This window comes from Pseudomonas sp. PvP089, assembly GCF_017875165.1.
Lineage (GTDB): Bacteria > Pseudomonadota > Gammaproteobacteria > Pseudomonadales > Pseudomonadaceae > Aquipseudomonas > Aquipseudomonas fortuita.
Map to the genome: position 1 here is coordinate 2,333,651 of NZ_JAGGME010000001.1, position 23,558 is coordinate 2,357,208.

The 23,558-nt window shown below is 58.4% G+C and carries 20 protein-coding genes and 1 pseudogene; 10 read left to right on the forward strand and 11 right to left on the reverse strand.

The genetic code is table 11. The features are described 5' to 3' along the window. Positions 1-23: 23 nt before the first annotated feature. The 4 genes from J3A71_RS10645 to J3A71_RS10660 all read right to left on the reverse strand — a co-directional run bounded on the left by J3A71_RS10645 (position 24) and on the right by J3A71_RS10660 (position 4,558). Positions 24-830 (reverse strand): IclR family transcriptional regulator, encoded by an 807-nt coding sequence (locus tag J3A71_RS10645; RefSeq protein ID WP_082421987.1) that lies wholly within the window; start codon positions 828-830, stop codon positions 24-26. A 30-nt stretch (positions 831-860) separates the two neighbouring features. Next, positions 861-1,859 (reverse strand): Gfo/Idh/MocA family oxidoreductase, encoded by a 999-nt coding sequence (locus J3A71_RS10650; RefSeq protein WP_096426545.1) that lies wholly within the window; start codon positions 1,857-1,859, stop codon positions 861-863. Positions 1,860-2,147: 288 nt separating this feature from the next. After that, positions 2,148-2,972: a shikimate dehydrogenase gene (locus J3A71_RS10655; protein ID WP_024717563.1), complete on the reverse strand. Its 825-nt coding sequence runs from the start codon at positions 2,970-2,972 to the stop codon at positions 2,148-2,150. A gap of 155 nt (positions 2,973-3,127) precedes the next feature. Beyond that, positions 3,128-4,558, reverse strand: coding sequence for an MFS transporter (locus J3A71_RS10660; protein ID WP_016488188.1), 1,431 nt, complete (start codon positions 4,556-4,558; stop codon positions 3,128-3,130). Between the two features lie 274 nt (positions 4,559-4,832). On the opposite strand from J3A71_RS10660, the gene J3A71_RS10665 reads away from it, so the two are divergent. The 5 genes from J3A71_RS10665 to J3A71_RS10685 all read left to right on the forward strand — a co-directional run bounded on the left by J3A71_RS10665 (position 4,833) and on the right by J3A71_RS10685 (position 9,561). Beyond that, positions 4,833-5,627, forward strand: a complete 795-nt coding sequence (locus tag J3A71_RS10665; RefSeq protein WP_016488187.1) for an IclR family transcriptional regulator — start codon at positions 4,833-4,835, stop codon at positions 5,625-5,627. Positions 5,628-5,632: 5 nt separating this feature from the next. Further along, positions 5,633-6,433, forward strand: a complete 801-nt coding sequence (locus tag J3A71_RS10670; RefSeq protein WP_172455916.1) for a fumarylacetoacetate hydrolase family protein — start codon at positions 5,633-5,635, stop codon at positions 6,431-6,433. 3 nt (positions 6,434-6,436) lie between these two features. Continuing rightward, positions 6,437-7,330 (forward strand): fumarylacetoacetate hydrolase family protein, encoded by an 894-nt coding sequence (locus tag J3A71_RS10675; protein ID WP_060516994.1) that lies wholly within the window; start codon positions 6,437-6,439, stop codon positions 7,328-7,330. A gap of 16 nt (positions 7,331-7,346) precedes the next feature. After that, the gene (locus J3A71_RS10680; RefSeq protein ID WP_016488184.1) at positions 7,347-8,042 is read left to right on the forward strand and encodes a hypothetical protein; all 696 of its coding nucleotides are present in this window, start codon (positions 7,347-7,349) and stop codon (positions 8,040-8,042) included. A gap of 247 nt (positions 8,043-8,289) precedes the next feature. Then, positions 8,290-9,561, forward strand: coding sequence for an OprD family porin (locus J3A71_RS10685; RefSeq protein ID WP_096426544.1), 1,272 nt, complete (start codon positions 8,290-8,292; stop codon positions 9,559-9,561). A 119-nt stretch (positions 9,562-9,680) separates the two neighbouring features. Here the strand turns inward: J3A71_RS10685 and J3A71_RS10690 are convergent, their stop codons facing one another. Further along, complete coding sequence (locus tag J3A71_RS10690) at positions 9,681-10,358, reverse strand: thioredoxin domain-containing protein (protein ID WP_023047560.1); 678 nt, start codon at positions 10,356-10,358, stop codon at positions 9,681-9,683. Beyond that, positions 10,343-10,574 (reverse strand): annotated as a pseudogene (locus tag J3A71_RS31735) (hypothetical protein); the annotation flags it as partial. The pseudogene J3A71_RS31735 and the gene J3A71_RS10690, both read right to left, overlap by 16 nt. Before the next feature lie 533 nt (positions 10,575-11,107). On the opposite strand from J3A71_RS31735, the gene J3A71_RS10695 reads away from it, so the two are divergent. The 3 genes from J3A71_RS10695 to J3A71_RS10705 all read left to right on the forward strand — a co-directional run bounded on the left by J3A71_RS10695 (position 11,108) and on the right by J3A71_RS10705 (position 16,292). Beyond that, complete coding sequence (locus J3A71_RS10695) at positions 11,108-12,199, forward strand: hypothetical protein (RefSeq protein WP_096426543.1); 1,092 nt, start codon at positions 11,108-11,110, stop codon at positions 12,197-12,199. A gap of 291 nt (positions 12,200-12,490) precedes the next feature. Beyond that, positions 12,491-14,251: a S8/S53 family peptidase gene (locus J3A71_RS10700; protein ID WP_231995279.1), complete on the forward strand. Its 1,761-nt coding sequence runs from the start codon at positions 12,491-12,493 to the stop codon at positions 14,249-14,251. Positions 14,252-15,437: 1,186 nt separating this feature from the next. Further along, positions 15,438-16,292 carry an endonuclease/exonuclease/phosphatase family protein gene (locus J3A71_RS10705; protein ID WP_023047563.1) on the forward strand — a complete coding sequence of 285 codons (855 nt, stop codon included), beginning with the start codon at positions 15,438-15,440 and terminating at the stop codon, positions 16,290-16,292. Positions 16,293-16,351: 59 nt separating this feature from the next. Here J3A71_RS10705 and J3A71_RS10710 read toward each other — a convergent pair whose 3' ends face one another. Next, positions 16,352-17,368, reverse strand: a complete 1,017-nt coding sequence (locus tag J3A71_RS10710; RefSeq protein ID WP_016488177.1) for a histone deacetylase family protein — start codon at positions 17,366-17,368, stop codon at positions 16,352-16,354. 163 nt (positions 17,369-17,531) lie between these two features. Between J3A71_RS10710 and J3A71_RS10715 the strand changes: the two genes are divergently transcribed. Beyond that, positions 17,532-18,509 carry a LysR family transcriptional regulator gene (locus J3A71_RS10715; RefSeq protein ID WP_016488176.1) on the forward strand — a complete coding sequence of 326 codons (978 nt, stop codon included), beginning with the start codon at positions 17,532-17,534 and terminating at the stop codon, positions 18,507-18,509. 19 nt (positions 18,510-18,528) lie between these two features. Here the strand turns inward: J3A71_RS10715 and J3A71_RS10720 are convergent, their stop codons facing one another. Both J3A71_RS10720 and J3A71_RS10725 read right to left on the reverse strand, forming a co-directional pair. Beyond that, positions 18,529-19,044, reverse strand: a complete 516-nt coding sequence (locus tag J3A71_RS10720; RefSeq protein ID WP_016488175.1) for a DUF4880 domain-containing protein — start codon at positions 19,042-19,044, stop codon at positions 18,529-18,531. 435 nt (positions 19,045-19,479) lie between these two features. Continuing rightward, positions 19,480-19,791, reverse strand: a complete 312-nt coding sequence (locus tag J3A71_RS10725) for a hypothetical protein (protein WP_016488174.1) — start codon at positions 19,789-19,791, stop codon at positions 19,480-19,482. 130 nt (positions 19,792-19,921) lie between these two features. Here J3A71_RS10725 and J3A71_RS10730 point away from each other — a divergent pair, with 130 nt between their 5' ends. Continuing rightward, positions 19,922-20,575 (forward strand): S24 family peptidase, encoded by a 654-nt coding sequence (locus tag J3A71_RS10730; protein WP_209952841.1) that lies wholly within the window; start codon positions 19,922-19,924, stop codon positions 20,573-20,575. Positions 20,576-20,791: 216 nt separating this feature from the next. Here the strand turns inward: J3A71_RS10730 and J3A71_RS10735 are convergent, their stop codons facing one another. Both J3A71_RS10735 and J3A71_RS10740 read right to left on the reverse strand, forming a co-directional pair. Then, positions 20,792-22,744, reverse strand: a complete 1,953-nt coding sequence (locus J3A71_RS10735; protein ID WP_096426539.1) for an acetyl/propionyl/methylcrotonyl-CoA carboxylase subunit alpha — start codon at positions 22,742-22,744, stop codon at positions 20,792-20,794. Next, entirely contained in the window at positions 22,741-23,556 is an 816-nt protein-coding gene (locus tag J3A71_RS10740; protein WP_016488171.1) for a gamma-carboxygeranoyl-CoA hydratase, read from the reverse strand. Before J3A71_RS10740 ends, J3A71_RS10735 begins: the two co-directional genes overlap by 4 nt. Positions 23,557-23,558 lie beyond the last annotated feature (2 nt).

Below are 23,558 nucleotides of genomic sequence, written 5' to 3' on the forward strand. Positions count from 1 at the left end.
GGGCCCAGGTCCAAGTCAGAGCGTCAGCGTGCAGGTAGCGGGCTTTCACCGTTGACCGAAGTCCACAGCGACCAGCACTCGCCAACCTTGATGGCGGACTGTTTCAGATGTTCGATATGAGCATTCAGGGTTTCCTCTCGCATGCGGGCGATAGGGCCGGCGATGCTGAGGGTTGCCACCGGGGCTGAGTTGGCCGGGCGTGTTTTATCGAATACAGGCACTGCCACAACGCACACACCCACTTCACCTTCTTCTCTGACTACAGCATGCCCCTCTTTGCGGATCAGGGCGATGTCATCGAAAATATCGCGTATCGAAACGCGAGCGTTGGGCCCTGCGTACTCTCGGCTTTTCTCGATATCCCAGGCGGCGAGAATGCGCATGGCGCGCTCATCAGGCATGGTGGAGAGCCATGCTTTACCAGCCGCGGTGGTATGGGGGATGATTTTTTCGTCCAGGGCGCGGCGGTATTGAAGGCCCCTGGTGTTATTCGTGGCCTGCAGCACCCAACTCAGATGATCCTCAGCAACTTCCGCCAGGCGAACATGCTCGCCGGTTTCGCTGGCGAGTTCGTCGAGCAAAGGTTGCATTATTCTGGCAAAGCCGGTTTCACTGATGTAGTTCACGCCCATGCTGGGAATTTTAAGCGTCAGGCAGTAGTGGTCCTGCTCGTCTTGGTAAACGTAGCCTCTTTCCCGCAGGGCGCTCAATATACGGTGAGCTGTGGCCATAGCCACTTGAGTCTGTTCACTGATGTCAGACAGGGCGAGGCCGCCTGGATGGGAAAGGAGCAGTTCCAAAGTATTGAAGTAGCGGCCTATATGTGACAATTTTCTAATCCTTAATTTCGTGCCAGCGTTTTAGACCTTGATGGGAACACCACCCAGGCGATCTGACTCATAGGCCGCCTCGATGATACGCATGACGCGGTGCATGGTGGCGAGCCCGGCACCTGCATAAGCACTATCACGGTCAGGCGCGAGTATGTCGATTACGAAGTTGTCGTAATACACGTCAGAGTTCAAGCTCATGTGCAGGTCACTTGCCTGCCCGGACGCGTCCACCAGCCGCATGCCATCTGCGGTGGAGCGTGCGTAGAACTGATCCGTTGACATTGAAAATGAATACTCCCGTTGCTCGGGCGTATTGGCGGGATAATTGTACCCCGTTTCGATAGTGCAGATGCACCCACTCTCGGTCACCAGGGTCATCAACGAGCCGATCTCTACGGCTGTCAGTAGCGGGTCGCGATAAATCACGGCTGACACGCTTCGAATCGCCTCGCCGGAAATTTCCTGAACCAGATCGACGAAATGAGGGGCGAGATTGATCGTGCATCCGCCACCCGAGCGTTTCGGCTCAAGCATCCAGGAGCAACTGTTGGTCAGGTAGCGTCCAGGCGGGCCAGCGTTGAATCGAAACGCCAGGGTTCTCCACTTGGCATCACTCTGCCTGGCTTGCTGTTTCAGGCGGTTCAATAACTCGCTGTGCCTCCATATCAACGGCACCGCCACGAACAGGCCGCTGGCCTGTGTGCGTTGGTAAAGATCCAGCACTTCGTGTTGGGTTAGCCCGCAAGGCTTTTCCATCGCGAAGGGGACCTTTTGCTCGATCAATGCCTCGCCCATGGCATGCAGCTCATCGTGCGGGCCAAAGGCGAAGGCAAAATCAGCTTCCTCGTTTTCCAGCAGGGTTTCCCAGTGATCGTAAAGTTTTGCTCCGAAACGCTGGGCGAGAGCAGGCCCCCGCGACCCCGTTGCGTCGGATACCGCCGTGACCGTTACATCAGGCAGACGCTCCAGAGCATCAAGATAGAGCGGGGTGTGCCAGTGGCTGACTTCCAGGAGAACGACTTTCAAACATCCACCCTTTATTAATAAGTATGTTTGACAAACTTGGCGACGCTAACGGGGTTTCGGATCGGACCACCGACGAATAGCGCGCAAGCGACACTGCAGAGGTTGCCAGCAGGCTAGCATGACCCTGTTACGAACGGAAGTAAGTTACGTTCTACTGGGGTGCCAAGCGCTGGGAAGGCATGGCGGCCAGCATCACGGAGGTGAGCGGGCCGAGAGCATGCGCATCGTGGAGGTTTTGATTGACGCAATGAAGAACCCTCGTGCTGGCTGCCGAGGGGAGGAGGGGTACTAAAGTCCCGTTGAGTAGCGACGCTCGATGTTTTTGAAGCCCAGAAAATCAAGTGCCAGCAAGGCCTGTCCTAAATGCATGGGCTCGCCATCAAGGGTTTTGCATCCGCGCGCTTGTGCCGCCAGTAACAACGCGGTTGGCTCGGATCGAGTGATGATGTCGACCACCACCATGGCGGGGGTTAAACGCTCTGCTTCTACTGGCATCGGATCATCGGGGTTCATGCCGAGAGGCGTCGCATTGATAACGATGTCATGACCTTCCGGGTCTGGTGGACCTGCATGCACATTGCACGAACCCTCTTTGCCAGCGCTTTGCGCCAGGTCAGCGGCGCGGTGCGGGTCCAGATCAGAAATGGTCAGTGAGTAGGCGCCAGCAGCGGCCACGGCAAAAGCGATAGCCCTTCCCGAGCCACCGGCTCCGACCAGCAGGACAGATTTCCCAAGCACAGAAACACCCTGACGCTGCATCCCCAGTACGCAGCCGAGCCCGTCGAACACAGCGCCCTCCCAGCGACCGTCCTTATCGCAGCGAACCACATTTATTGCCCCTACCTGGCGCGCGGAGGGGTGAAGGATGTCCACGACTTCAAGCATGGTCTGCTTGTGCGGCATGGTGACCAGAAGCCCGTCTAGGTTGCGCAAAGCGCGCGCGCCTTTGACGAACTCGGCCAGGGCCTGCGTACCGACCTCCAATGGAATGCACACGGCGTCAGTCTGTGCTTCGGCGAATAGCCTGTTCAGCAGCATCGGCGACCTGGCGCTCTTGAGCGGGTCACCTATCAGTCCATAGATGCGTGTTTTGCCGGTGATGTGGGGATGCATGTGAACCTACTGTAGGTGGCGAGTGCACGCAATTGCCAGCTCGCGGGTTGGATGCTTGCTGGCGGCGCACACGTTCATCGCCTTGGGGCTCAACGTGCTGCGCAGGGCAATTGCGCAACACGTTGAGCGTGATGGGTCTGGTTGTCAGGTGTGCGTCACAGCAGTTGATTTTTCAGCGCTTGATTGGGGGCGCTACTGCTCGATCTGGGATTGGACTTTTCCTGCAGCAGTTCGTACTCCTCCTTCGACATCGGCACCGCGTTGGGGTCGCCAAGTTCGCTCAGACGAATACGGAACGTTTCGCGGGTCGTGAACGCCGCAATTGCGCAGATCGCACAGATACCAAACGTCAGGGCGCCAATTTTCAGCGGGATATTTTCGGTGCCAGGCGGCGCAACCGATACGAACAGCGCTGGCAGAAACGCTGTGCATGCCACGCCGATGTTTTGACCGATAGCCATACCGGTGACGCGTACCCGGGTGCGGAACAACTCTGGGAACATGCTTGGGAAAACACCATTGAAGCCTTGGTAGGCCACGCCCCACATGAGAAGCGACAGGATCAGAGACAGCCAGAGATTGTGGATGCTGATGGCATAGAGGTACCCAAACGACAACAGGCCGCCGCAGAGCACGCCCACGATCACTGGGGGGCGACGCCCAATTCTGTCAGAGAGTCTACCGACGAATGGGATAAGTATCACCGCGCACAAATTGCCCAGGACAGGAATCCACATGAACAAGCCTGAGGGGAAGCCAATACCGTAAGCAGGCTGGACTGCATAGGTGGCGCCGAACACGGAGGCGAGGATTGCAAGGACTGCAGAGAGTGCCATGCAGACGACGCGCAACACATCCTTCCAGCTTTCGGTGAGCACTTCGACCACTGGCAATTTGCGAGGCTTGTCCCCTGCTTGCGCCTCAGCGAAGACCGGGGCCTCATGGACTTCACGGCGGATGATCCAGCCGACCACAAGCACCACAGCGCTCAGCAGGAACGGAATTCGCCAGCCCCAGGACGCAAAAGCATCTGCGGGCATGAATTGGGCCAGTGGCAGGAACACCGCCGCCGCTAGCAGTTGCCCGGCTTGCACGCCTTGAAGGGTAAAGCTGGCGAAGTAACCACGGCGCCCGTCAGGTGCATGCTCCATGGTCATGGAGCTTGCGCAAGACACCTCGCCGGCAACCGCGAACCCTTGGATCAGACGCAAGGTAATCAGTATCGCGGGAGCCCACACGCCGATCTGGTCGTAGGTCGGGAGCAAGCCAATGCACATGGTCGAAAAGCCCATCAAGAACATGCAGTAGACCAGGACTGTCTTGCGCCCATGGCGGTCACCCAGGTGCCCCAGCACCACCGCGCCTATAGGTCGTGCGATGTACCCAACCCCGAAGCTGGCAAGTGAAACGATGATGCCGACGGTGGGATTGTCCGTTGGAAAAAACAGCTGCGGGAAAAGCAAGGCTGCGGCAGTGGCATAAATGAAAAAGTCGTAGTACTCCAACGCCGAGCCGATCCAGCCGCTAGCGGCGGCCTTCCTCGACTGACGCTTGGAGTGTGGATCGCTCGGGATGCCATGGCTCATGAAGTGTCTCCGGTACCGTGATTTTGTTATTGTAACGTCGTTCCATTTGTAATGTTGTTCCGGAGCATTGCCTTTGTCAAGGCTGCTGGCAGGTCTCACGCCCCGGTCGTCGACCTGCAACAGGCTGGCAGCTCAAGCCCGGTTCAGTGTTGATGGCAGGCGTGCATTTGCGTTGACTTGACGAGGACACGGTGCTTACTATTGTAACTGTGTTCCAAATAGAACAGCGTGACATTTTGGTTGGCGCTGCTCATAACCAGCTGAGAAGAATTCCATGAGAGTCGTTAAAGGTGCTGTTGATCGCTGCCTTGAGGCTATCGAGCTGCTGGCTCGTGAGGCCCGCTGGATGCGAATGTCTGATATTGCAGGTGAACTGGGGATGGAAAAGGGGCCGGCCCACCGTGTGCTTGCGCAGTTGGTAGAACAAGGCTGGGCCGAGCAGGATGAGGCGACCTCCCAATACCGGCTGACACTCAAGCTGGCGCTTTTAGGGCAGCGTTACCTGAACGGCATCGGGCTGCCGGAGCTTGTGCAGCCGATTATCGAAAACGTAGCGTCTTTATCCCATGAGCTGGTACGCCTGACTGTCGTCTGCGAGGGCGGTTTGTCCTGGCTCGCCTCGGCTCAAGGCGCTGCACCTGGGTTGATGTACTCGCCAGCCATGGATCAGCCAATCAATCTGTACACCACTGCAAACGGCAAAGCCTGGCTTGCATCCATGCCTGACGAGCAAGCTGTCGAAATTGCTATCCGCGACGGTCTGGGCAAAGACCTGGGTGTAGGCAAAGGCCCTAAGGCTATCAATACCGTTGAACGCTTGCTTTCCGATTTGGCGGCGACCAGGTCACGAGGTTATGGCCTCGTTGTGGAAGAGGCTGAGGCCGGTGTGTGGGCTATCGCGGTGCCGGTGAAGATGATCCCGTCGGGAGTTGTGGTCGGGACCATGAGTATTGCCGGCCCGGTGTTACGGATGCATCCAGACCGCTATGACGAATTGCATGCACTGCTCGAGGATGCTGCGAACAAGCTCGGGACGGTATGGCCTCGGCAACCCAGCGTGCAGGGGTGAAGCTCATGGATCAGTGCAGTCAATCAGCTGATGCGCGTGAACCAACCCTTATGCAAGCCGCCGCGTACCTCGCGAAAGCACGCCAAACGGGTAATCGACTAGATGCTCTGCCCTGCAATGAGGCGTCACTGAGCCTGGAGCAAGGCTTCCAGATACAGCAGCATGTCGGTGTGCTGGCCGGGAAAAAAGTGGGCGGATGGAAATGCGCATTGCCCAAACCTGGCAAGTGGATAGTCGCGCCCATCTACACCGATAGCATCGTGAGTTGCGACCGATACCCCCTGGGCTTCGCAACTTCCACAGTGCGAATCGAACCCGAGCTTGCTTGCGTGTTGGGCGCCAGTCTTCCTGCCCGCGCGGCGCCGTACACGGCCGATGACATTGCGCGGGCCATCGGCCAGGTACACCTGGCACTTGAGGTAATCGACTGTCGGTACACCGATCCGCAGAAAGTCCCGTTCGAGCAGTTGCTGGCTGACGGGTTGTTCAACCATGGGTTAGTGCTGGGGCCACGTGCCATTTCGCTGAACGCGAACAATTTGCCCACTCACCTCGATGTAACCCTGAGTCATCCAGGTGTAGAGCCTGTGAGCATTGCCGGCACTCACCCGGATCAAGACCCCGTCTCACCGATTGTCTGGCTGGCAAATTTTCTTTCTGCACATGGCATCGATCTGCAAGCGGGTCAGGTCGTTATCACCGGGTCCTATGCAGGGCTGCTCGAAGTTCCCACCCACCAGCCGCTGGACATCCAGTTCGGCGAGGCAGGATCTCTGTCTGTCTTTTTTTCAACGCTTGAGGAGTAACGTATGCGCTTGGTTCGTTTCGGTTTGCCAGGACAAGAACTGCCTGGGATTTTGGATGCTCGAGGACAGGTCAGGGATCTTTCTGGCATCGTCGATGATATCGATGCCGCAGCGCTGGCACCGTCCAGTCTCGAAAAACTACGAGGCATCGACATTGAGCGCCTGCCACTGGTACCGGCCGGGACACGTTTGGGCCCGTGCGTGGGCAGCGTGCCGAACCTGATCTGTATCGGCCTCAATTATTCTGACCACGCCGCCGAAACCAACACGCCCATTCCGAGCCAACCTGTGGTGTTCAACAAGCACACCGGGGCCATCAGTGGTGCAAATGACCCTGTGATCCTGCCGGGTGATGCAAAGAAGCTCGACTGGGAGGTCGAACTGGCCATCGTGATTGGTTCACCTGCCTGGCACGTAGAGGAAAGCAAGGCGCTGGATCATATCGCCGGTTACTGCCTGGCAAACGATGTCTCCGAGCGCGCCTATCAGCTTGAGTACGAAGGGCAATGGACAAAGGGCAAGAGCAGCTTTTCCTTCGCGCCACTTGGCCCTTGGCTGGTGACTCGTGATGAAATCGCCGACCCGCAGAACCTCGACCTCTGGCTGGAAGTGAACGGCAAGCGTTATCAGAACGGTAACACTCGGACGATGATTTTCAGCGTGGCTCACATCGTGTCCTACCTCAGTCGTTTCATGCCCCTGCTGCCGGGTGACGTCATCATCACCGGCACACCGCCCGGCGTAGGCCTGGGCCAGAAGCCGCATGTGTTTCTCAAGGCCGGGGACGTCATGCGTGTAGGTGGAACGGGGTTGGGCGAGCAGTGCCAGACTGTAGTTCCCTATGTTTCGGAGATGGGCGCAGCCTGGGTTGACGGTCGCTACCCTAACGTTGATTGACCCCGGAGTAAAAGATATGAGTTTTGCAGGAACAGGCGTAGTCGCAATTTGGCATGATCTTTTGCCCGAGGCGCGGGATGAGTTCTACGAGTGGCATAACCGTGAGCACATGCCAGAGCGCGCGGCGATCCCTGGTTTTCAGCGGGGACGGCGATACATCGCGCTCGATGCGGGGCCTCTCTATTTCAATCTGTACGAGGCCGATACCGTCGGGGTGTTAGGGGGGGCAGATTACCTGGCTCGCCTCAATGCGCCGACACCCTGGACACAGAAAGTCGTGCAGTCGTATCGCAATGTTGCTCGATCGATCTGTGACGTGCACTACACCGCCGGCGTAGGAAATGGCGCCTACCTGGTCACCCTGCGCTTCAATGTAACCGCCGAACGCCACGCAGACGTTCTCCAGGCGTTGCGTGATCAGGTGCTGCCTCCACTGGCCGATGCTCAGGGGATCACGGGGATCCACCTTTGCACCGCCGATGAGGCCGTCAGCAAGGTTGAGACTGCGGAGAAAAAGGCCCGATCGGAGGGTACTGAAATCCCATCCTGGATCATCATCATCGAAGGCTGTGCCGCAGACTATGTCGGGCATGCCAGAGCGCAACTGGTCGAGGCCGTTGGCAACGTGCTGGACGAACCTGAACCGCAACTTGCCACGACGCTTTATCAACTGGAATACACCCGCTGCAAGACCCCTTCCAGCGCCGGGTGATAATTGCCGAGCTGCACTAAGCAAACAACGTTCCGCGTTTTGCTCCTTTGGGTGCGCCGCGCGTGCAGATAAGCACGCTGCGGGCGCGCTCTTTTTCAGCCAGCGTCTCGGCGCTGCAGTGCGTGCGAAAAAAAACGCTATTCAAGGGTGATGCGTCAAACGACAACAAGAATTAAAACCTCGTTGAATGAATGTTCGGCGTGAAGGGCTGCGTTTCAATTAACTATCTGTTGTGGAAAAAATAAAAATGAAAATCCGCGCATCCGGCTCTATTTTCAGTCACGCAAACGTGTTTATCGCCGTGCCGCTGCTGAGTACTGCAATCAGCGCACAGGCAGTCGAAACCGGGTTTGTAGAGGATTCAACGGCAGGATTGAACCTGCGTAATTATTATATTAACCGCAACTATGTCAGCGACTCTGCGACTCAAAGTAAGGCCGAGGCGTGGAGCCAGGCGTTCATCTTGAACTACAAGTCCGGCTTCACCCAAGGCTTGGTAGGTTTTGGACTGGACGCCATGGGTCTTTACGCTGTGAAACTGGACGGTGGCCGTGGCACGCCGGGGACCCAATTGCTGCCGATTCATGACGATGGCCAAGCGGCAGATGATTATGGGCGGCTGGCCATTGCAGGCAAAGTCAGGATCTCCGCTACGGAGCTCAAGGTCGGCGAATGGATGCCTACACTACCGATCTTGCGTTCCGATGACGGGCGTTCGTTGCCGCAGACATTCAGAGGTGCGCAGGTCACTTCTCGAGAGATCGAAAATCTCACTTTGTATGGCGGCCAATTCCGAGCCAACAGCCCACGAAACGATGCCAGCATGGACGATATGTTCCTTGCCCAGAAGCCGGGCGTCTTTTCGGATCGGTTCAACTTTGTGGGTGGTGAGTACACGTTCAACGACAAGCGGACGTTGCTCGGTGGTTGGGGCGCTGAGTTGAAGGATATCTACCGCCAGCAGATGATCCAGATCACTCACAGCCAGCCCATTGGCACATGGACACTGGCTGCCAACGTCCAATGGTTCACGGGGAAGGATGACGGGCGATCATTGGCGGGTGGTCTCGACAACCGGACCTGGTCTGGATTGTTTTCCGCGATGCACGGTGCGAACACCTTTTACATAGGCCTGCAGAAGGTTTCCGGCCAGGACGGCTGGATGAAAGTCAACGGCACTTCAGGTGGCTCATTGGCCAACGACAGCTTCAGCTCCAGCTACGAAAATGCCAATGAGCGTTCCTGGCAGGTGCGCCACGATTATAATTTTGTGGCGTTGGGCGTTCCGGGCCTGGTGCTTATGAACCGCTATATCAAAGGTAGCGGTATTCATGTTGGGGGAGAGACCGGTGTCAAGGAGTGGGGGCGGGAGACCGAACTGGCCTATGTGTTCCAGGCTGGCGCGCTCAAAGACTTGAATATCAAATGGCGGAATTCGACGTTACGTCGGGGTTGGGGCACCCATACAAGCTTCAATGAAAACCGATTGGTCCTCAACTATCCGTTTTCGCTGTTTTGATGCGTAGGGATGGGCGGCAGTCTGTATCAGGCCACGCAGCGTCCAGCCCGTAGGCAGGTAGCCCTGAATTTTAGGTACAAAGACCGCGACGCGTTGCTGAGCGCCGTAACGAACGTGGCTTACCTGGGCATATCGCTTATCATGTCCGCAGGCATTTCGGAAAGTTCGGGTGCGCTCAACAGGTCCACTGCGGACAGCAGCGCATCGGGTTCGATGGGGCTTTCCAGGATCACGGTGTGTTGGGTGTGATTGTCGATCAGGCGCAGAGTCGGTGTGGCGTTCAATCCGTTCTGCGAGGCTTCCGTGTTTTGGCGGGCCGCGGTTTGAGCCACCTCTTCACCCGCCAGGCAGCGTTGCAGGCCAGGCGTCCCACCGGAAGAGGTGCTGACGGTGGCCAACCCCTGGCCGTTGCTTTGCGAGTGCAGGTAGACCCAGACACCTGCCCCCCACAGGCCCTCTGGGCCTTCGGGCTGGCCTACGCATTCGAGCAGCCGCGCTTCGCGACTGGATGCAGGCTCGTTTTGTGGCAACGGCAGATCGGGCCAGGCCAGGTTGACGTGATCGTTGGTGACGATCCAGCGCTGCAGTTGGGGCAGGTAGAACCGGCAATGGGGGCATTCAAGGTTGGTATAGAGCGTGACCGTAAAGCGTGCTTCGGGGTTGCCATAGATCCACGGTGGGCCGCTATCGGCAGCGGGGTGTAAGGGTAGCGGTAGCCACCAGCACAGAGCCAGACCCGCGACAGCGAGCCAACCGCAGGTCCATTTCAGGTTTTGCGCCGTTATCCGTTTGCGCATGGTGTCGCTCCTGACAGTTCCTGGTTAACCCGCTTTAAAGGCTCGTTGCCACGTGCACGGTCGATGTCATGAGCCGAGTTCGGTGATGCCGTGTCCCTGCATGAGGGTATGACGCGCGGTTTTTCCCCCCAGTTCCGTCATTGCCAACGGCAGGCACCGGCTGGCTCGCACGGCGCGAAACAGCAGGTCTATCGACTTGGACAGAAACCCACCCTCACAGGCTATTTCCCTCGGCCATTTAGCTATCCGACCGCCGAACGACCGGTTTCGGCCATATAAGCCAGTCTGGCTTCATCTCAAGGTACCGCCTAAAAAATATCAGATCTTTGCCTGATATTTTCGCCAGTAGTCAATTTGATGAAAGCGGATTCAAATGATCAAGGGCAACGGGCTGGGTGAGTGTGATGAAGCCTATAGATAACGACGCCGGACCAAGGCTGCCAGATTTTTTCAGTACCAGAGTGAAGTCGTTTGTACAAGAGCGTTTGAATGCAGTGTGGGGCGGGCGCCATCTGTTGCCGCGTTGGTTCGGCTTTCGATGAATAGTAGTATTTCAGATGATCAAGCGGAACGTATTGTCAAAGGATGCATTGCTGCCATTAGAACAATCCGCGGCTGAACGCGCTATACAAGGTCGCCGCCGTGAAGACCGGAAAACCACTACCTGTCAAAATTGCCAGTTTTTCATAGGTCCAATTCTATGTATGTTGTTCCTTCACACGGAATGTCGCATACAAGGAGTGGGACCTATGAACAGACTTGTCAAATCACTCGCAGTCGCGGGCCTGATGCTTCACCTGCAGAGCCCAAGCGCTGCTCCAGTTGGTGTACCTGCTAAAGCTGTGCAGAATTATCTGGCCCCCTGTTTCACGGCCGGTAACGGTGTGAACTGTGAAGTTTCGGGTGTGGCGCGAGTCGGCGAAAATCTCATCCTTGCTAATGACAAGAAAATGCCTAGGCCTGGCGGTCCTGCAATTTTTACAATGGCACTTGATGATCATCGTATCGTCGGCACGCCCTCCTATCTAGAGGGAACGGTGCTGCTCAAGGCAGACAAGTTTGAAGGCCTTACAACCACGCTGGATGGGAAGTATGTCATCGCCATCACTGCGTTCAACAATCCTTCCAATGACGCCCTCAATACGTTGCTCTACTGGCCAGTGAGCGAACCAAAAAATGCTACGGTCATCTCTGTATCAACGGGAAATCAGGTGACAAACTCGCAAGATTTGCGGGCGAAAATTAGGGAAGCCGTAGGCTCGTCTTATTATCAGATTGAGGCGATTTCTACTTCGCCTGGCGACCGTTTGCTGATAGGTATTCGTAAGCATGGTAAAGAGAGCAAACAAGCAAAATTCTCGTTTTTATTGCTGTCAATTTCTTGCTCCATCAATGAGCAGGGCGTTCAGCTTGGCGACCAATTTGAGATTGTTTTGAGCCTGACGCCTGACCAACTGGTCGAAAAACTGGGTATGCAGGCAGGGGCGTATCCTGAGTTGGGGCTTTCTGGGCTCGAGTTTGACCGCTACAACCAAGACCGCCTTTACGCAGTTACCAGTTACGAGCGAGACGGTAAGGAGGTCGGCCAGAAAGAGATTGGCGGCTTCTTGTGGGTGTTGCCGTTTGAAGGCTCTAAGCTTGGTGAGCCTCAGCCTGTCAGGCTTGAAGAAGGGGCTGTGGTGGCCTTCAACCACAAGCCCGAGGGTGTGGAGGTACTTGACGACAGCCATGTGCTGATCGTGCATGACGACGACCGGGTAAGGGTGGAAGATCCCGAGACGCACACCAGGCGTCAAGAGCACGAATTTGGCTACAGTGTCGTAACCTTCGGCGCAGAGTAAGTTGGAACCTAGGTGCTGATCGGTCTCATTCGGGTAGCCAGCGATCACCGGCCACGGAAATCATCGGGCTGATTTACGCCAGCAGGCGGTAGTGAAGATCTATTTCTCCACTTTAAAGCCATTCAGTTGGACGGCTTCGGAGCTTGAAGCCGCTGGCGCAGGACTGACATTTTTACCAGTAGGCAGGCCTCGCCAAGCGATTTAGGGTCATGGTCAGCGAGGAGGCTGAGCTGCGCGAGTCACAAGAACAACCGTCGGGCACTTCCTCACAGCAACAGGGAAGTGGCAGAAATGAACGGACGAATGTTGTTAACGGCTTGGGCGGCGATCCTCCTGACCTGCGGCGCTGAAGCTTCCGACACGTTACGAATAGATGACCTCGCGCCTTATGGTCGTGGCGACACGGCCGGCTTTCAAAAATGGTGCGCGCAAGTGCGGGGTGTGAATCAGGCACCTCCAGCTGTGGTGGTCGATGGAGTTACTTTGCCCATATCGCGTGTCAAGCAGCAGCGGGATTCCCTGTGCTTCAACTTAGCTGAGGGGGTAAACAGTGGCCCGGTTTGGCTAAGTGCTGGCGGGTTTACGAGCAACGCGGTCTGGCTCAGCACAAGGCAAAGCTGGGTGCAATCTCCCAGCCAAGACCGTCTCGTGACTATCAATGACCGGGTGGTGACTGCTCTGGATTTGGTCAGTTTGATCTTGCGTGAAAATACTAACGGCCTGCTGGAGACGCGAAGGATTGCGCTTCAGTACGACGTGGACATCGTTGGGGTGATACCGCCTTTGAATGTTGTTCAAGTGCGTCTGCGCGCTCGCACATTGGCAGCGCGTCACAGCATCGTGAGCAGCATGAAAAGCGACCCTGCCGTGCAGGGGATCGTAGTGGAGGATGACAACCCAGAGCGACCGGAAGATCCTGAACGAATCATCGAGCCGCCTGACCAGGCGGGGTGGATCGCCAACAAACTCGAGCAGGCAGTGGAGGCCTTTAAGCACAATGTTCGTGAGCAAGGGCGGAGTTTTCAGCCAACTAACGTGGTAGTCGGCGTGGTAGAGAAGGGTGTCAATTTTGAATCGACTGATTTCTCGGCGTTTGCAGCGCCGTGCAAAGGCGTCGGCACGTGCCTTTACGCCCGCCACAGTTCTGCGATAAACGGGCACGGCTCAGTGGTTGCCGGAATACTTGCGGCTCGCCTGTATCCGCGCGGCAATGTGGCTTTTCTAAGTCGGTTGGGTGCCGTGGGCGGGCGCTTCGACATCATTGTGGATCGCGGCGCAGCGTCAGGTGTTACGGCTCGCATCGCTGCTTCGGTGAACCTTGTTGAAGACGGTGTGCGGGTGCTCAATTGGAGCTGGGGGGTTCACCGGATAGGAACGCTCAACCTGAGGGGCGAACCTGTAGATATCAACGTCCGCACCGACGAGGCAATGGCCGGGTACGAATTGTTATTGAGGCGTTTCTTTGATTGGTTAGAACACCGGCATTCGAGCGTTGTGGTGGTCAATTCAGCGGGTAATAGCGCCTCCACTACCGATGATCATCTGCCTGCATCATTGTCATCAGCTCAGCTTGTAGTAGTGGGTGGGCATCAGCGAAGTCGCCAGGTTGTGGATGTGGCTGACCCTCGTTTCGCAGTGCCTCGTAGCAGTTCAAACGTTGGCCCTCGTATCGACATCAGTGCTGCCGCGTGTCCGAATCCCTCTCGATCGACTGCGGTGAGGGCCGGGCGGGGTGGAGGGTGTGGCACTTCGTATGCCGCAGCCCTGGTCACTGGCGTGGTCGCTGCGATGATTTCCATCAACCCTGATCTCACCCCACGACAAATCAAGCACTTGTTACGCGAGAGTGCATTGCCGATGATTGCCAGACCTGATCAGGCACGCCGCATTGGGCCGACGCGACCGATCAGAGCTGCCGCTTGCTCGAACAATGTTGCTTGCGCAGTTGAGCAGTTTGCACGGCTGGATATGCATCAAGCCTTGGCGCTTGCGGTCAAGACAAAGCGTCACCCGTCCATGGCTGAAGATGGTGGTGGTGAGTTACTTGAATAGCAGGAGTGGATGAGCACCAGCACGCGGGACGGCTGTTACATGTCGAGCCTCATCGAAACGCCGCTCATTGACACCTTCGCCCTTGTGGGGCCAGCGGGCGCTTCAACACGTTGTTCTGACTATCCCAGTCCCAGGGAAATTGACTTTGACCTGACAGCTGCATCGCGTCCGGCGGCAAGGTGCAGTCGTTCGGTCAACCACATGACGCCGGCAGCTTTCTCATAAAGCTCTGTAATAGACATGCTGACGTGGGGGCGTAGCAGGGCCAGGCAGCTGCGGATAACCCCTTGATGCACAGGCTGTAACCACCCATGACAAAGGCCCAGTTCCCGAGCCTGCGACCACAGAGCCGGGCCCTTGGCGAATGTTTTGGGTTCCCATAACAATGGGATGTCCGAGCTTTGAAGATAAGGGGGTCGAAAATCCAATGCCGCCTGGACGATCCTGCGTCCGCCGGGCAAGAGGTTTTCTGAGTGGAGCTCGTAGGGGGGGCTGGTGTATCTGAAGCTGTAGAAGGTAAATCCCAACCCTGCAGCGAGATGAGGGAGCTCCTTGAGCAATGCCGGTAACTCTCGCAATCGCTCCCAATCGTCTGTGGTCCTGTTGAGCATCTAACCTCCGTGTAGGAATACACGTAGCGGGACCTGCCACGTTCAACAAACTATAGGATTACAGTAAACCCCAGCTTGATAGTCAACTTTATCGTTGCGCCTGCTTGGCATAAATGAGCAAAATGTGTTGTCAGTCACTGCATATAGGGGAGGCAGTTCCCAGGTCAAACACGCTGGACTACAGTGCCTGGCAATTGATTTTTTCTTATCTACGCCCTCAGTCGCCTTGCTTTGGTTTTACCTTGAGTCTCATCCTCGATCTCGATCGTGCTTATAAACACCAGCCGCGCTTCACGGCTGGGTCGTGCTTGCCGAGGTTCTGCCTTTTTCGTAAACCAAGCAGGTTGGCGCAATGCCAATGCTGCCCGGCACGAGTTTGAACTGACCTGTCATTTTTGCTAGTGGACACAAAGCGTCACGCGATTCAAAGTCATTGCTCGAGAGGCGCGTAAGCGAGCGATGTTGATGAGTTAAAAAACTTCGTCAGGGCGTGCGCTGACCCGCAGAGGTAATGTGTGAACCTGATGTGCCTTCATCAGTAGCCTACCCCCTATGCGGATCTACGGAGGGATTCCATGAGGGTGTCCATCTATCAACCTATACTGCTGGCGCTGCTGATACTTGTACTGCCGGGTAATGTTTGGGCAGGGCTGCCCGAATCGTTGAAGGTCATGTCATTCAATGTGCGCACACCGGTCGACGCTGCGCCTGGTAAGCGGTGGGAAGACCGTCGGGCCGCGATGGTCACGATGATTCTGGATGTCCAGCCCGCTGTTATCGGTACTCAGGAGCTCGTGCAGGAGCAGGCTGATTATCTGGCAGCTCACCTTCCCGGCTACCGTTGGTTCGGGGAGGGGCGACGCGGCGGCGACGGCGATGAACATATGGGTGTGTTCTACGACAGCACGCAGATGACGGCGGAACAATGGGGTGACTTTTGGCTGTCGGACACGCCTGACGTTGCAGGGAGCGTCAGCTGGGGCAATCTCTTTCCTCGCATGGTCAGTTGGGCGTTATTCCGTCGGATCGAGGACGGCCGCCGTTTCTATTTCCTGAATACTCATCTGCCTTATCGCGCAGAGGATGAGACGGCGCGGGTCAAGGGGGCAGAGCTGATCGCCGCTCGCGTCGACAAATTACCCATTGGCGTGCCCGTGGTGCTAACAGGTGATTTCAATGCTGAACCCGGCAGTTCGGCTTACCTGGCGCTTTCCCGCGTATTGCAGGATACCCGTCCTGTAGTGAAAACCCCGCGGGGGCCAAGCAATACCTTCCATGGTTTCACCGGCAAGGCCACAGTGCGCGTGGACTGGGTGCTGGAGCGCGGCTTCCATGCGCGCAGCTTCGTTACCGACGATCGCCTCATCAACGGCGTGCTTCCCTCGGATCACTTCCCAGTGGTGGTTGAGCTGGAGTGGACCAGCCCGTAGTCGATTATTGCTGCACAAGCTCGCGTGTCGCTCAGGTTCGGCGCCGCACGGGTGTTGCCTTAGGCAGCCATCCCGGCAAAAAAGCGCGAGGCATTTTCATCGAGGGTCGCAATGTCGTAGCCACCCTCCTGGATCACCACGCAAGGCAGGCCCAGCGCCTTGATCCGCTGCCCCAGAAGGTAAAACCCTTCATGGCTGACGTGGACCTTGGATTGGGGGTCGTTTTCGTAGATATCAAAGCCCAGCGACAGCACCAGCACGTCGGGAGCGAAGGCGTGCAGCGCTGTTGCCGCCTGGTCCATGCAGGCTAAGAAATCCGCTTCGCTGGCGCCGTGTGCCATGGGCAGGTTCAGGTTGAAGCCTGCTCCTGCACCCGCTCCGGTCTCATCATCGAACCCGGCGACCACGGGGTAGAAGTTGGTCGGGTCGCCATGAATCGACACGTACAATACATCGTTGCGCTCGTAGAAAATTTCCTGGATGCCCTGGCCGTGGTGCATGTCGGTGTCGAGCATGGCCACTTTGTCGAACTTGCCACGCAGCACCTGGGCGGCGATTGCGGCATTGTTCAGATAGCAGAACCCACCCGCCGCTTCGGCGCGGGCATGGTGCCCTGGCGGCCGGCACAGCGCATAAGCGGCCTGGTCGCCTTCGATCACCGCATGTGCTGCGGCCACTGCGCTCTGCGCCGACCAGTAGGCGGCCTGCCAGGTGTGCTCGCCGATCGGGCAACTGCCATCGGCCAGGTAGCGGGCGGTCTTGCCGAGGATGCCGCGCAACGGGTTGCCTTCACGGATGTAGATGTTGGACATCACCTCATCGCCCCAGTCTTCCGGCACTTCATGCCACTGCTGGTAGGCGCTGCCCAGGTAGTCCAGATACGCCTGGCCATGCACCGCCGCCAGCGGCGCCAGGCCGTGGTCAGCGGGCTCGAACAGCGGGTAGCCTAGCTTATTGACCACTGCCAGCAGCGGTTCGATGCGTGCCGGCACTTCCTGTGGTTGGCGCATCTGCCCACGTGACAGATAGGAGCGGGGGTGGTGCAGGCGTTGAGCTGGATGGAAAAACGCTTTCATGGATCACCTCTTGGTAACGCGTGCGATCAATCGCCCAGTTCGGGGAGAACCCTCAGCACGGGTATGACAAAGGCACCCTGGTGGTGCGTTGCCAGATATTGGGCCAAGTCCTATGCTAGGAAAAGCTTCTAATTCGAATACTCCAGTATAAGATCAACAAATAATGATGCCGACGACAACGCCCTTCACCAGGGACCCCGAAGCCAAGCGTTTCCTCAACGATCGCCTCGACTGGAACCTGTTGCGAACATTTCTGGTGATCGGCCAGGAGGGCAGTATCAGCCGCGCTGCGGCACGGCTGCACTTGAGCCAGCCGGCGGTAAGCCAGGCGCTGAGGCGTCTTGAGGAGCAGTTGGGCAGTGCCTTGGTGGTACGCCGCGGGCCACGCATCAACCTGTCGCAGGCGGGGGAAGAGGTAATGCAGATCGCTGCCGAGCTATACGGCACGGTCTCGCGGCTGGGGCCTGCGCTGGACCGCCCTGCCGAAACAGTGACGGGCAAGATCCGCCTGCTGAGCATCAGCCGTATCCAGTCCCGCGTGTATGATGAGTTTCTTGCACAATTCCACAGTGACTACCCCCAGGTGGAGGTGGAGATCGATGTGCTGCGTAGTTCGGATGTGGCCAGTGGCTTGTTGCAGAAGACCGCCTCGTTCGGCCTGAGCCTGTGCCGCACGCCCCAGCCCCGGCTTGAACAACGGGTGCTGTTAGAACAACGCTACGCGTTTTTCTGTGGCAAGCGCCATCGCTTGTTCGGTCGCAAGAACCTCACCCTGGCGGATCTGCAGGGCGAGAACTTTGTGAGCTTCACCAGTGACCAGATGGGCGGCAACCTGTCGCCGCTGACGGTGTTTCGTGATCAGCAGGGGTTTACCGGGCGTATTGTTGCATCGTCACCGAGCCTGGATGAAATTCTGCGGCTGGTGGGGGCCGGTTACGGCATCGGCTGCCTGCCGGAGCACATCGTCGCGGCGGATGTCCAGGCCAATGAGCTGTGGCGACTGCCGCCGTGGGACGGGGTGATCGATGTGAACGTGTACCTGCTGTGGAACCGGGAACAGAAGTTTACCCAAGCCGAGTCGATCTTTCTGGAGCGCTTCCAGCAGATGCTCATGACCACAGACCCGGCCGAGCGCTTTTGACCGACGTACGGGTGCGTAATCAGGCCCAGAGACCAAACACTACCAACGCCGCCACGCCAAGCCCGACCGCAATCGAGCACCCACCCAGCGACAGCGCCGCCCTGCCTTGCCGGTACCAGCCGTCATGGCCCAGTTGCCGTGCCGGGGCCAACAGGCTGCGCCAGCGCAGTTCGGTTTCGTGAAACGCTTGCAGGTTTGCCGTATCCGCATCCAGCCAGCGACGAAAGTCGATCCGTTCGCAAGCGGTCACCTGTGGGCTTTGCAAGCGCACATACCATTGCCCGGCAACACTCGACAGCACATCACGGCGTGAGCGCCCGGCCTGCAGCGCCTGGTCCATGTTTTGCTCGATGCTCGCCAGGGGCAAGTCGAGGCGGGCAGCGATGCTGGCAAAGTCCAGTTGGTCGAGGCGGTTGAGCAGGAACACTTGCTGCACACGCCGTGGCAGCCGCTTGAGCGCATGCAGCAAGGCGCGATCGGGATCGTGTTCGGTAACAGGCGTTGGGTGCTCAAGGGGCAGTAACAGACGGGTCATGGACAGCTCCTTGCATGAAAGGGGGAGGGGTGGGGGCATCTTCCTTGATGCGGAACCAGCGTAGGCGAAACGAGATTGATTCTCAAGTGCTGATTCCGCAAAGTTTTGTAATGAGCGTTCACGCCCTGAAACACCTTTGCTATCATGCGCGCCATTACGATCTTCATTAGCCTGAAGAGCCAAAAAAAAGACCCGGCAAAAAGCCGGGTCAAAAACCGTGATTAGCCTGATGAGGAGATAATCTGAGAGCGACCTAAGCTCCAGGTTATCCAGCTGGTCTCGCGATCAGCTGAGTGCAATAATAATCGTTATCATTTGCCAGTCAAATGATTTTTATCCATTTCGGTAAAAAAGTTTTACCGATGCGCTTCCTTGTCCCGGCAATCGGGGCATTTGCCGTTCCAGGCCATCACGTTCTCTCCCTTTCTTTTTTCTTCAGAATTCCGGATCTGCGGCGCGATTGTGCTCCAGCAGGGCGCGGGCCATGTCCATCATGTGCATCAACGCGTAGGTCAGTTCGCGCTGGCTGCCATGCTGGTGGCTGGCAGTTTCCTGCGCGGTGGCGGCGGCGCAGCGCAGCAGGGCGATGGCATGTTCCTGGGCCTGGTCGCTCGTGACGCTCTCGTGCAGGGTCCAGATCTTGTTGTCCAGGGTAGGGCGCTGTGGCTTGGGATTGAGGTAGTAGTCGAGGGCGCGGCGGGCGGCTTCGCTGTCGAGATCTGTTTCGTCGTTTTTCGGTGGTTTCATCGCGATACCTTGTGATTTCCCTTTAAACACAATGGAATCAGAGGATAGGTCAATCTGTACTGATTATGATCAAATAAATAATTCAGATTGTGTATTGCTGCGGATAATACAGTCCGTATTGTTTCCGCTCATGGAAAACTGGAACGCATTTCTCAAGCGCTACAAGCGCGAACACAACCTCAGCCAGCTGAAGCTGGCCGAACGGCTGGGCATGACTCAGGGTGGCGTGGGTCATTGGCTACGTGGCACGCGGCGGCCGACGCTGGAAACCATAAACGAAAAGCTCGAGAAACTTGGCCTGGTGTTTCTGGAAGCACAAGTCATGGTGGTAGAGCGTGACATCTTGCGCGAAGCCCCTGGGCGCTATGCGGTCGAGCCCCCGGTATCAACCCAAGCGCTGCTTTATGCAAGCTTCCGCTTCCCGGTTCTGACCTGGGCTGACTTGCAGGGGCCTTTGCCTGAAGCGGGCAAATGCCACGAACAGACGGATTACATGCCCGCAGGCAATGCGTTCTGGCTAGTGGTGGAAAACGACTCGATGAATGCAGCCAGTGGCAAGAGCGTGCCTGAGGGCATGCGAGTGCTGGTGGACACGGGCCTGCAGGCAGAACCCGGCAGGTTGGTGATTGCGCGGCAGCCGGGGCGGCCTGCAGTGTTGCGGCAGTTGGTCGAGGAGGGTGGCGACAAGATGCTCAAACCGTTGAATACGCGCTATCCGACAATCCTGTGTGAAGAGGGCTGCGAGTTCCTGGGGGTGGTCGTGCGGGTGCATGGGGCCTTCTAGATAGCCGGCGCTGCTGCGCGGCCCATCGCCAAGCGGGGCTCCCACAAGTACGGTGCCGATCTCAAGCATTGCGCTGGCCCTGTGGGAGCGGGTTCACCCGCGAAGAATCCAACGCGGTTTATGGCACCGGCTTTGCCGGTGTTCGCGGGCATGCCCGCTCCCACAGTGATCGCGCAAACTTTCGCCGTCCGAGCTAGGCGGTGGACCCCGCTTACCTCACTCAGCCAGTTCGACCAGCACCGTCCCTTCGCTGACCATATCCCCTTCATGGCAGAACAACGCCTTCACGGTCCCACCATGCGGCGCACGAATGCTGTGTTCCATCTTCATGGCCTCCAGCACCACTAGTGCCGTACCGGCTTCAACCACCTGCCCCGGCTCTACCAGCACCCGTACGATGCTGCCGTTCATGGGCGCACCCAGGCCGCCTTGATGGCCATGGCTGGCCTCGGCTTCGGCAATCGGGTCGAAGGCCTGAATGGCGTGCATCTCGCCATCCCAGTGCAGGTACAGCGTGCCGTCGCGGCGAATCGCCAAATGCTGGCGGCGCACACCTGCCTCATCGTGCACTAGTTGCTCGCCCACTAACTGCCAGGTGGACGCAGCGCTGCGTTCCAGTGCAACCGCCTGGTCCTGCCCGCCGCTCACCAGGTGCAGGCTGCTGCGTGCCGGCAGGCCCAGGCGCAGGCCGTTGTGCGCACCCCATGGCGAACTGCGGTCGTCATCGCGCTGATGCCCGGGCTGGCTTTGCAGCCAGGCTTCGGCTGCCGCCTCCCAGAAGCCCGCCGGCAGCGCACCTGGCGCTGGCAGCAGCACGTCCTGGTGGCGTGGAATGAATCCGGTGTCCAGCTCTGTCGCCGCAAACGCAGGGTGGGCCAAAATGCGGCGCAGGAAGGCAATGTTGGTCTTCAACCCGCCAATCGCAAACTCGTCTAGCATGGCCAGCAAGCGCAGGCGTGCCTGTTCGCGGTTTTCACCCCAGGCAATCAGCTTGCCCAGCATCGGGTCATAGAACGGCGACACCACGTCGCCTTCGCTGACCCCGCTGTCCACCCGCCGACCTTCGCCAGGCGCCGATTCCCGGTACAGCGCCAGTTTGCCGGTAGCGGGCAGGAACTCGTTGGCCGGGTCTTCGGCGTACAACCGCACTTCGATGGCATGGCCGATCAGCGGCACTTGCTCTTGGGTGATCGGCAGGGGCTCGCCGCAGGCCACGCGAATCTGCCAGGCCACCAGGTCCAGGCCGGTGATGGCCTCGGTGACCGGGTGTTCCACCTGCAGGCGGGTGTTCATCTCCATGAAGAAGAACTCGCCACGGGCATCGAGCAGGAACTCCACGGTGCCGGCACCCACGTAACCGATCGCCTGGGCCGCACGCACCGCCGCTTCGCCCATGGCCCGGCGCAGTTCGGGCGACAGGCCGGGGGCAGGGGCTTCTTCGACCACTTTCTGGTGGCGGCGCTGAATCGAGCAGTCGCGCTCGTTGAGGTACAGGCAGTTGCCGTGCTGGTCGGCAAACACCTGAATTTCCACATGGCGCGGCTTGAGCACGTATTTTTCCACCAGCATGCGCGCATCGCCGAACGATGACTGCGCTTCACGCTGGGCTGAGGCCAGGGCGTCGGCCAGTTGGCTTTCTTCCTCGACCACTTTCATGCCCTTGCCGCCGCCGCCAGCGCTGGCCTTGAGCAGCACTGGGTAGCCGATGCGTTCGGCGGCGGCGCGGAAGGTGTCCAGGTCCTGGGCTTCGCCGTGGTAGCCCGGCACCAGCGGTACACCTGCGGCTTCCATCAGCGCTTTGGCCGCCGACTTGCTGCCCATGGCGTCGATGGCGCTGGCCGGTGGGCCGAGAAAGATCAGCCCGGCCTGTTCAATTGCCCGGGCGAAGCCTGCGTTCTCGGAAAGGAAACCATAGCCCGGGTGAATGGCCTGGGCACCGCTGGCCTTGGCAGCGGCCAGCAGCTTGTCGACCAGCAGGTAGCTTTCGGCGGCCTTGGTACCGCCCAGGTCAACGCGGATATCCGCTTCGCGGCTGTGCCGGGCGTCGCGGTCGGTTGCGCTGTGCACGGCGACAGTGGTCAGGCCCATGGCCTTGGCGGTGCGCATGATGCGGCAGGCGATTTCGCCACGGTTGGCGACCAGCAGGGTGGTCAAAGCGGGGCGGCTCATGGGCGCGGTTCCTTCTTGTCATCGGTTTGCCAGGCGGGGCGGCGTTTTTCCAGGAAAGCGCGCAGGCCCTCCTGGCCTTCGGCGCTGACGCGGATGCGGGCAATGGTGTTTTCGCAGTAGCGACGCAGGGCTGGGCTGAGTTCGCCGTCGTCCACTTCGCGCAGCAAGTCCTTGGTGGCGCGCAAGGCTTGCGGGCTGTTCTGCAGCAGGTTGTTCACCCACGCTTCGACCTGGGCGTCCAGCTCACTGGCCGGATACACCTCGGCCAGCAGCCCCAGCTCGCGGGCCCGTACGCCACTGAAACGCTCGGCGGTAAGGGCGTAGCGGCGCGCGGCACGCTCGCCAATGGCCTTGACCACAAACGGGCTGATGACTGCCGGGGCCAAGCCGATGCGAACTTCCGACAGGCACAATTGGGCATCTTCGGCGCCGATGGCCATGTCGCAGCAGCTGATCAGGCCCAGCGCGCCGCCAAAGGCGGCACCTTGCACCACGGCAAGGGTAGGGGCCTTGAGGCGGTGCAGGGCGTACATCAGTTCGCCCAGTTCGTGGGCGTCATCCAGGTTGGTGTTGAAGTCCAGCTGCGCCGACTGCTGCATCCAGGCCAGGTCGGCACCGGCGCTGAAGTGCCGGCCACGGCCGCGCAGCAGCACAAAGCGCAGGCTTGCGTCTTCGGCCAGTCGGTCGATGGCGACGATCAGCTCGCGGATCATCTGCGCGTTGAAGGCGTTGTTCTTGTCCTCGCGGCTCAGCCACAGGGTGGCGAAGCCGCGTGGGTCGCGGGTTACTTCAAGGGTGCTGAAATCGCTCATGG

Bases quoted from the DNA above. Each gene is read 5' to 3' on its own strand.
- J3A71_RS10655 (WP_024717563.1), bottom strand. From the start codon at position 2,972: ATGCATCCCCACATCACCGGCAAAACACGCATCTATGGACTGATAGGT.
- J3A71_RS10660 (WP_016488188.1), bottom strand. From the start codon at position 4,558: ATGAGCCATGGCATCCCGAGCGATCCACACTCCAAGCGTCAGTCGAGG.
- J3A71_RS10665 (WP_016488187.1), top strand. From the start codon at position 4,833: ATGAGAGTCGTTAAAGGTGCTGTTGATCGCTGCCTTGAGGCTATCGAG.
- J3A71_RS10670 (WP_172455916.1), top strand. From the start codon at position 5,633: ATGGATCAGTGCAGTCAATCAGCTGATGCGCGTGAACCAACCCTTATG.
- J3A71_RS10675 (WP_060516994.1), top strand. From the start codon at position 6,437: ATGCGCTTGGTTCGTTTCGGTTTGCCAGGACAAGAACTGCCTGGGATT.
- J3A71_RS10680 (WP_016488184.1), top strand. From the start codon at position 7,347: ATGAGTTTTGCAGGAACAGGCGTAGTCGCAATTTGGCATGATCTTTTG.
- J3A71_RS10685 (WP_096426544.1), top strand. From the start codon at position 8,290: ATGAAAATCCGCGCATCCGGCTCTATTTTCAGTCACGCAAACGTGTTT.
- J3A71_RS10690 (WP_023047560.1), bottom strand. From the start codon at position 10,358: ATGCGCAAACGGATAACGGCGCAAAACCTGAAATGGACCTGCGGTTGG.
- J3A71_RS10695 (WP_096426543.1), top strand. From the start codon at position 11,108: ATGAACAGACTTGTCAAATCACTCGCAGTCGCGGGCCTGATGCTTCAC.
- J3A71_RS10700 (WP_231995279.1), top strand. From the start codon at position 12,491: ATGAACGGACGAATGTTGTTAACGGCTTGGGCGGCGATCCTCCTGACC.
- J3A71_RS10705 (WP_023047563.1), top strand. From the start codon at position 15,438: ATGAGGGTGTCCATCTATCAACCTATACTGCTGGCGCTGCTGATACTT.
- J3A71_RS10710 (WP_016488177.1), bottom strand. From the start codon at position 17,368: ATGAAAGCGTTTTTCCATCCAGCTCAACGCCTGCACCACCCCCGCTCC.
- J3A71_RS10715 (WP_016488176.1), top strand. From the start codon at position 17,532: ATGATGCCGACGACAACGCCCTTCACCAGGGACCCCGAAGCCAAGCGT.
- J3A71_RS10720 (WP_016488175.1), bottom strand. From the start codon at position 19,044: ATGACCCGTCTGTTACTGCCCCTTGAGCACCCAACGCCTGTTACCGAA.
- J3A71_RS10725 (WP_016488174.1), bottom strand. From the start codon at position 19,791: ATGAAACCACCGAAAAACGACGAAACAGATCTCGACAGCGAAGCCGCC.
- J3A71_RS10730 (WP_209952841.1), top strand. From the start codon at position 19,922: ATGGAAAACTGGAACGCATTTCTCAAGCGCTACAAGCGCGAACACAAC.
- J3A71_RS10735 (WP_096426539.1), bottom strand. From the start codon at position 22,744: ATGAGCCGCCCCGCTTTGACCACCCTGCTGGTCGCCAACCGTGGCGAA.
- J3A71_RS10740 (WP_016488171.1), bottom strand. From the start codon at position 23,556: ATGAGCGATTTCAGCACCCTTGAAGTAACCCGCGACCCACGCGGCTTC.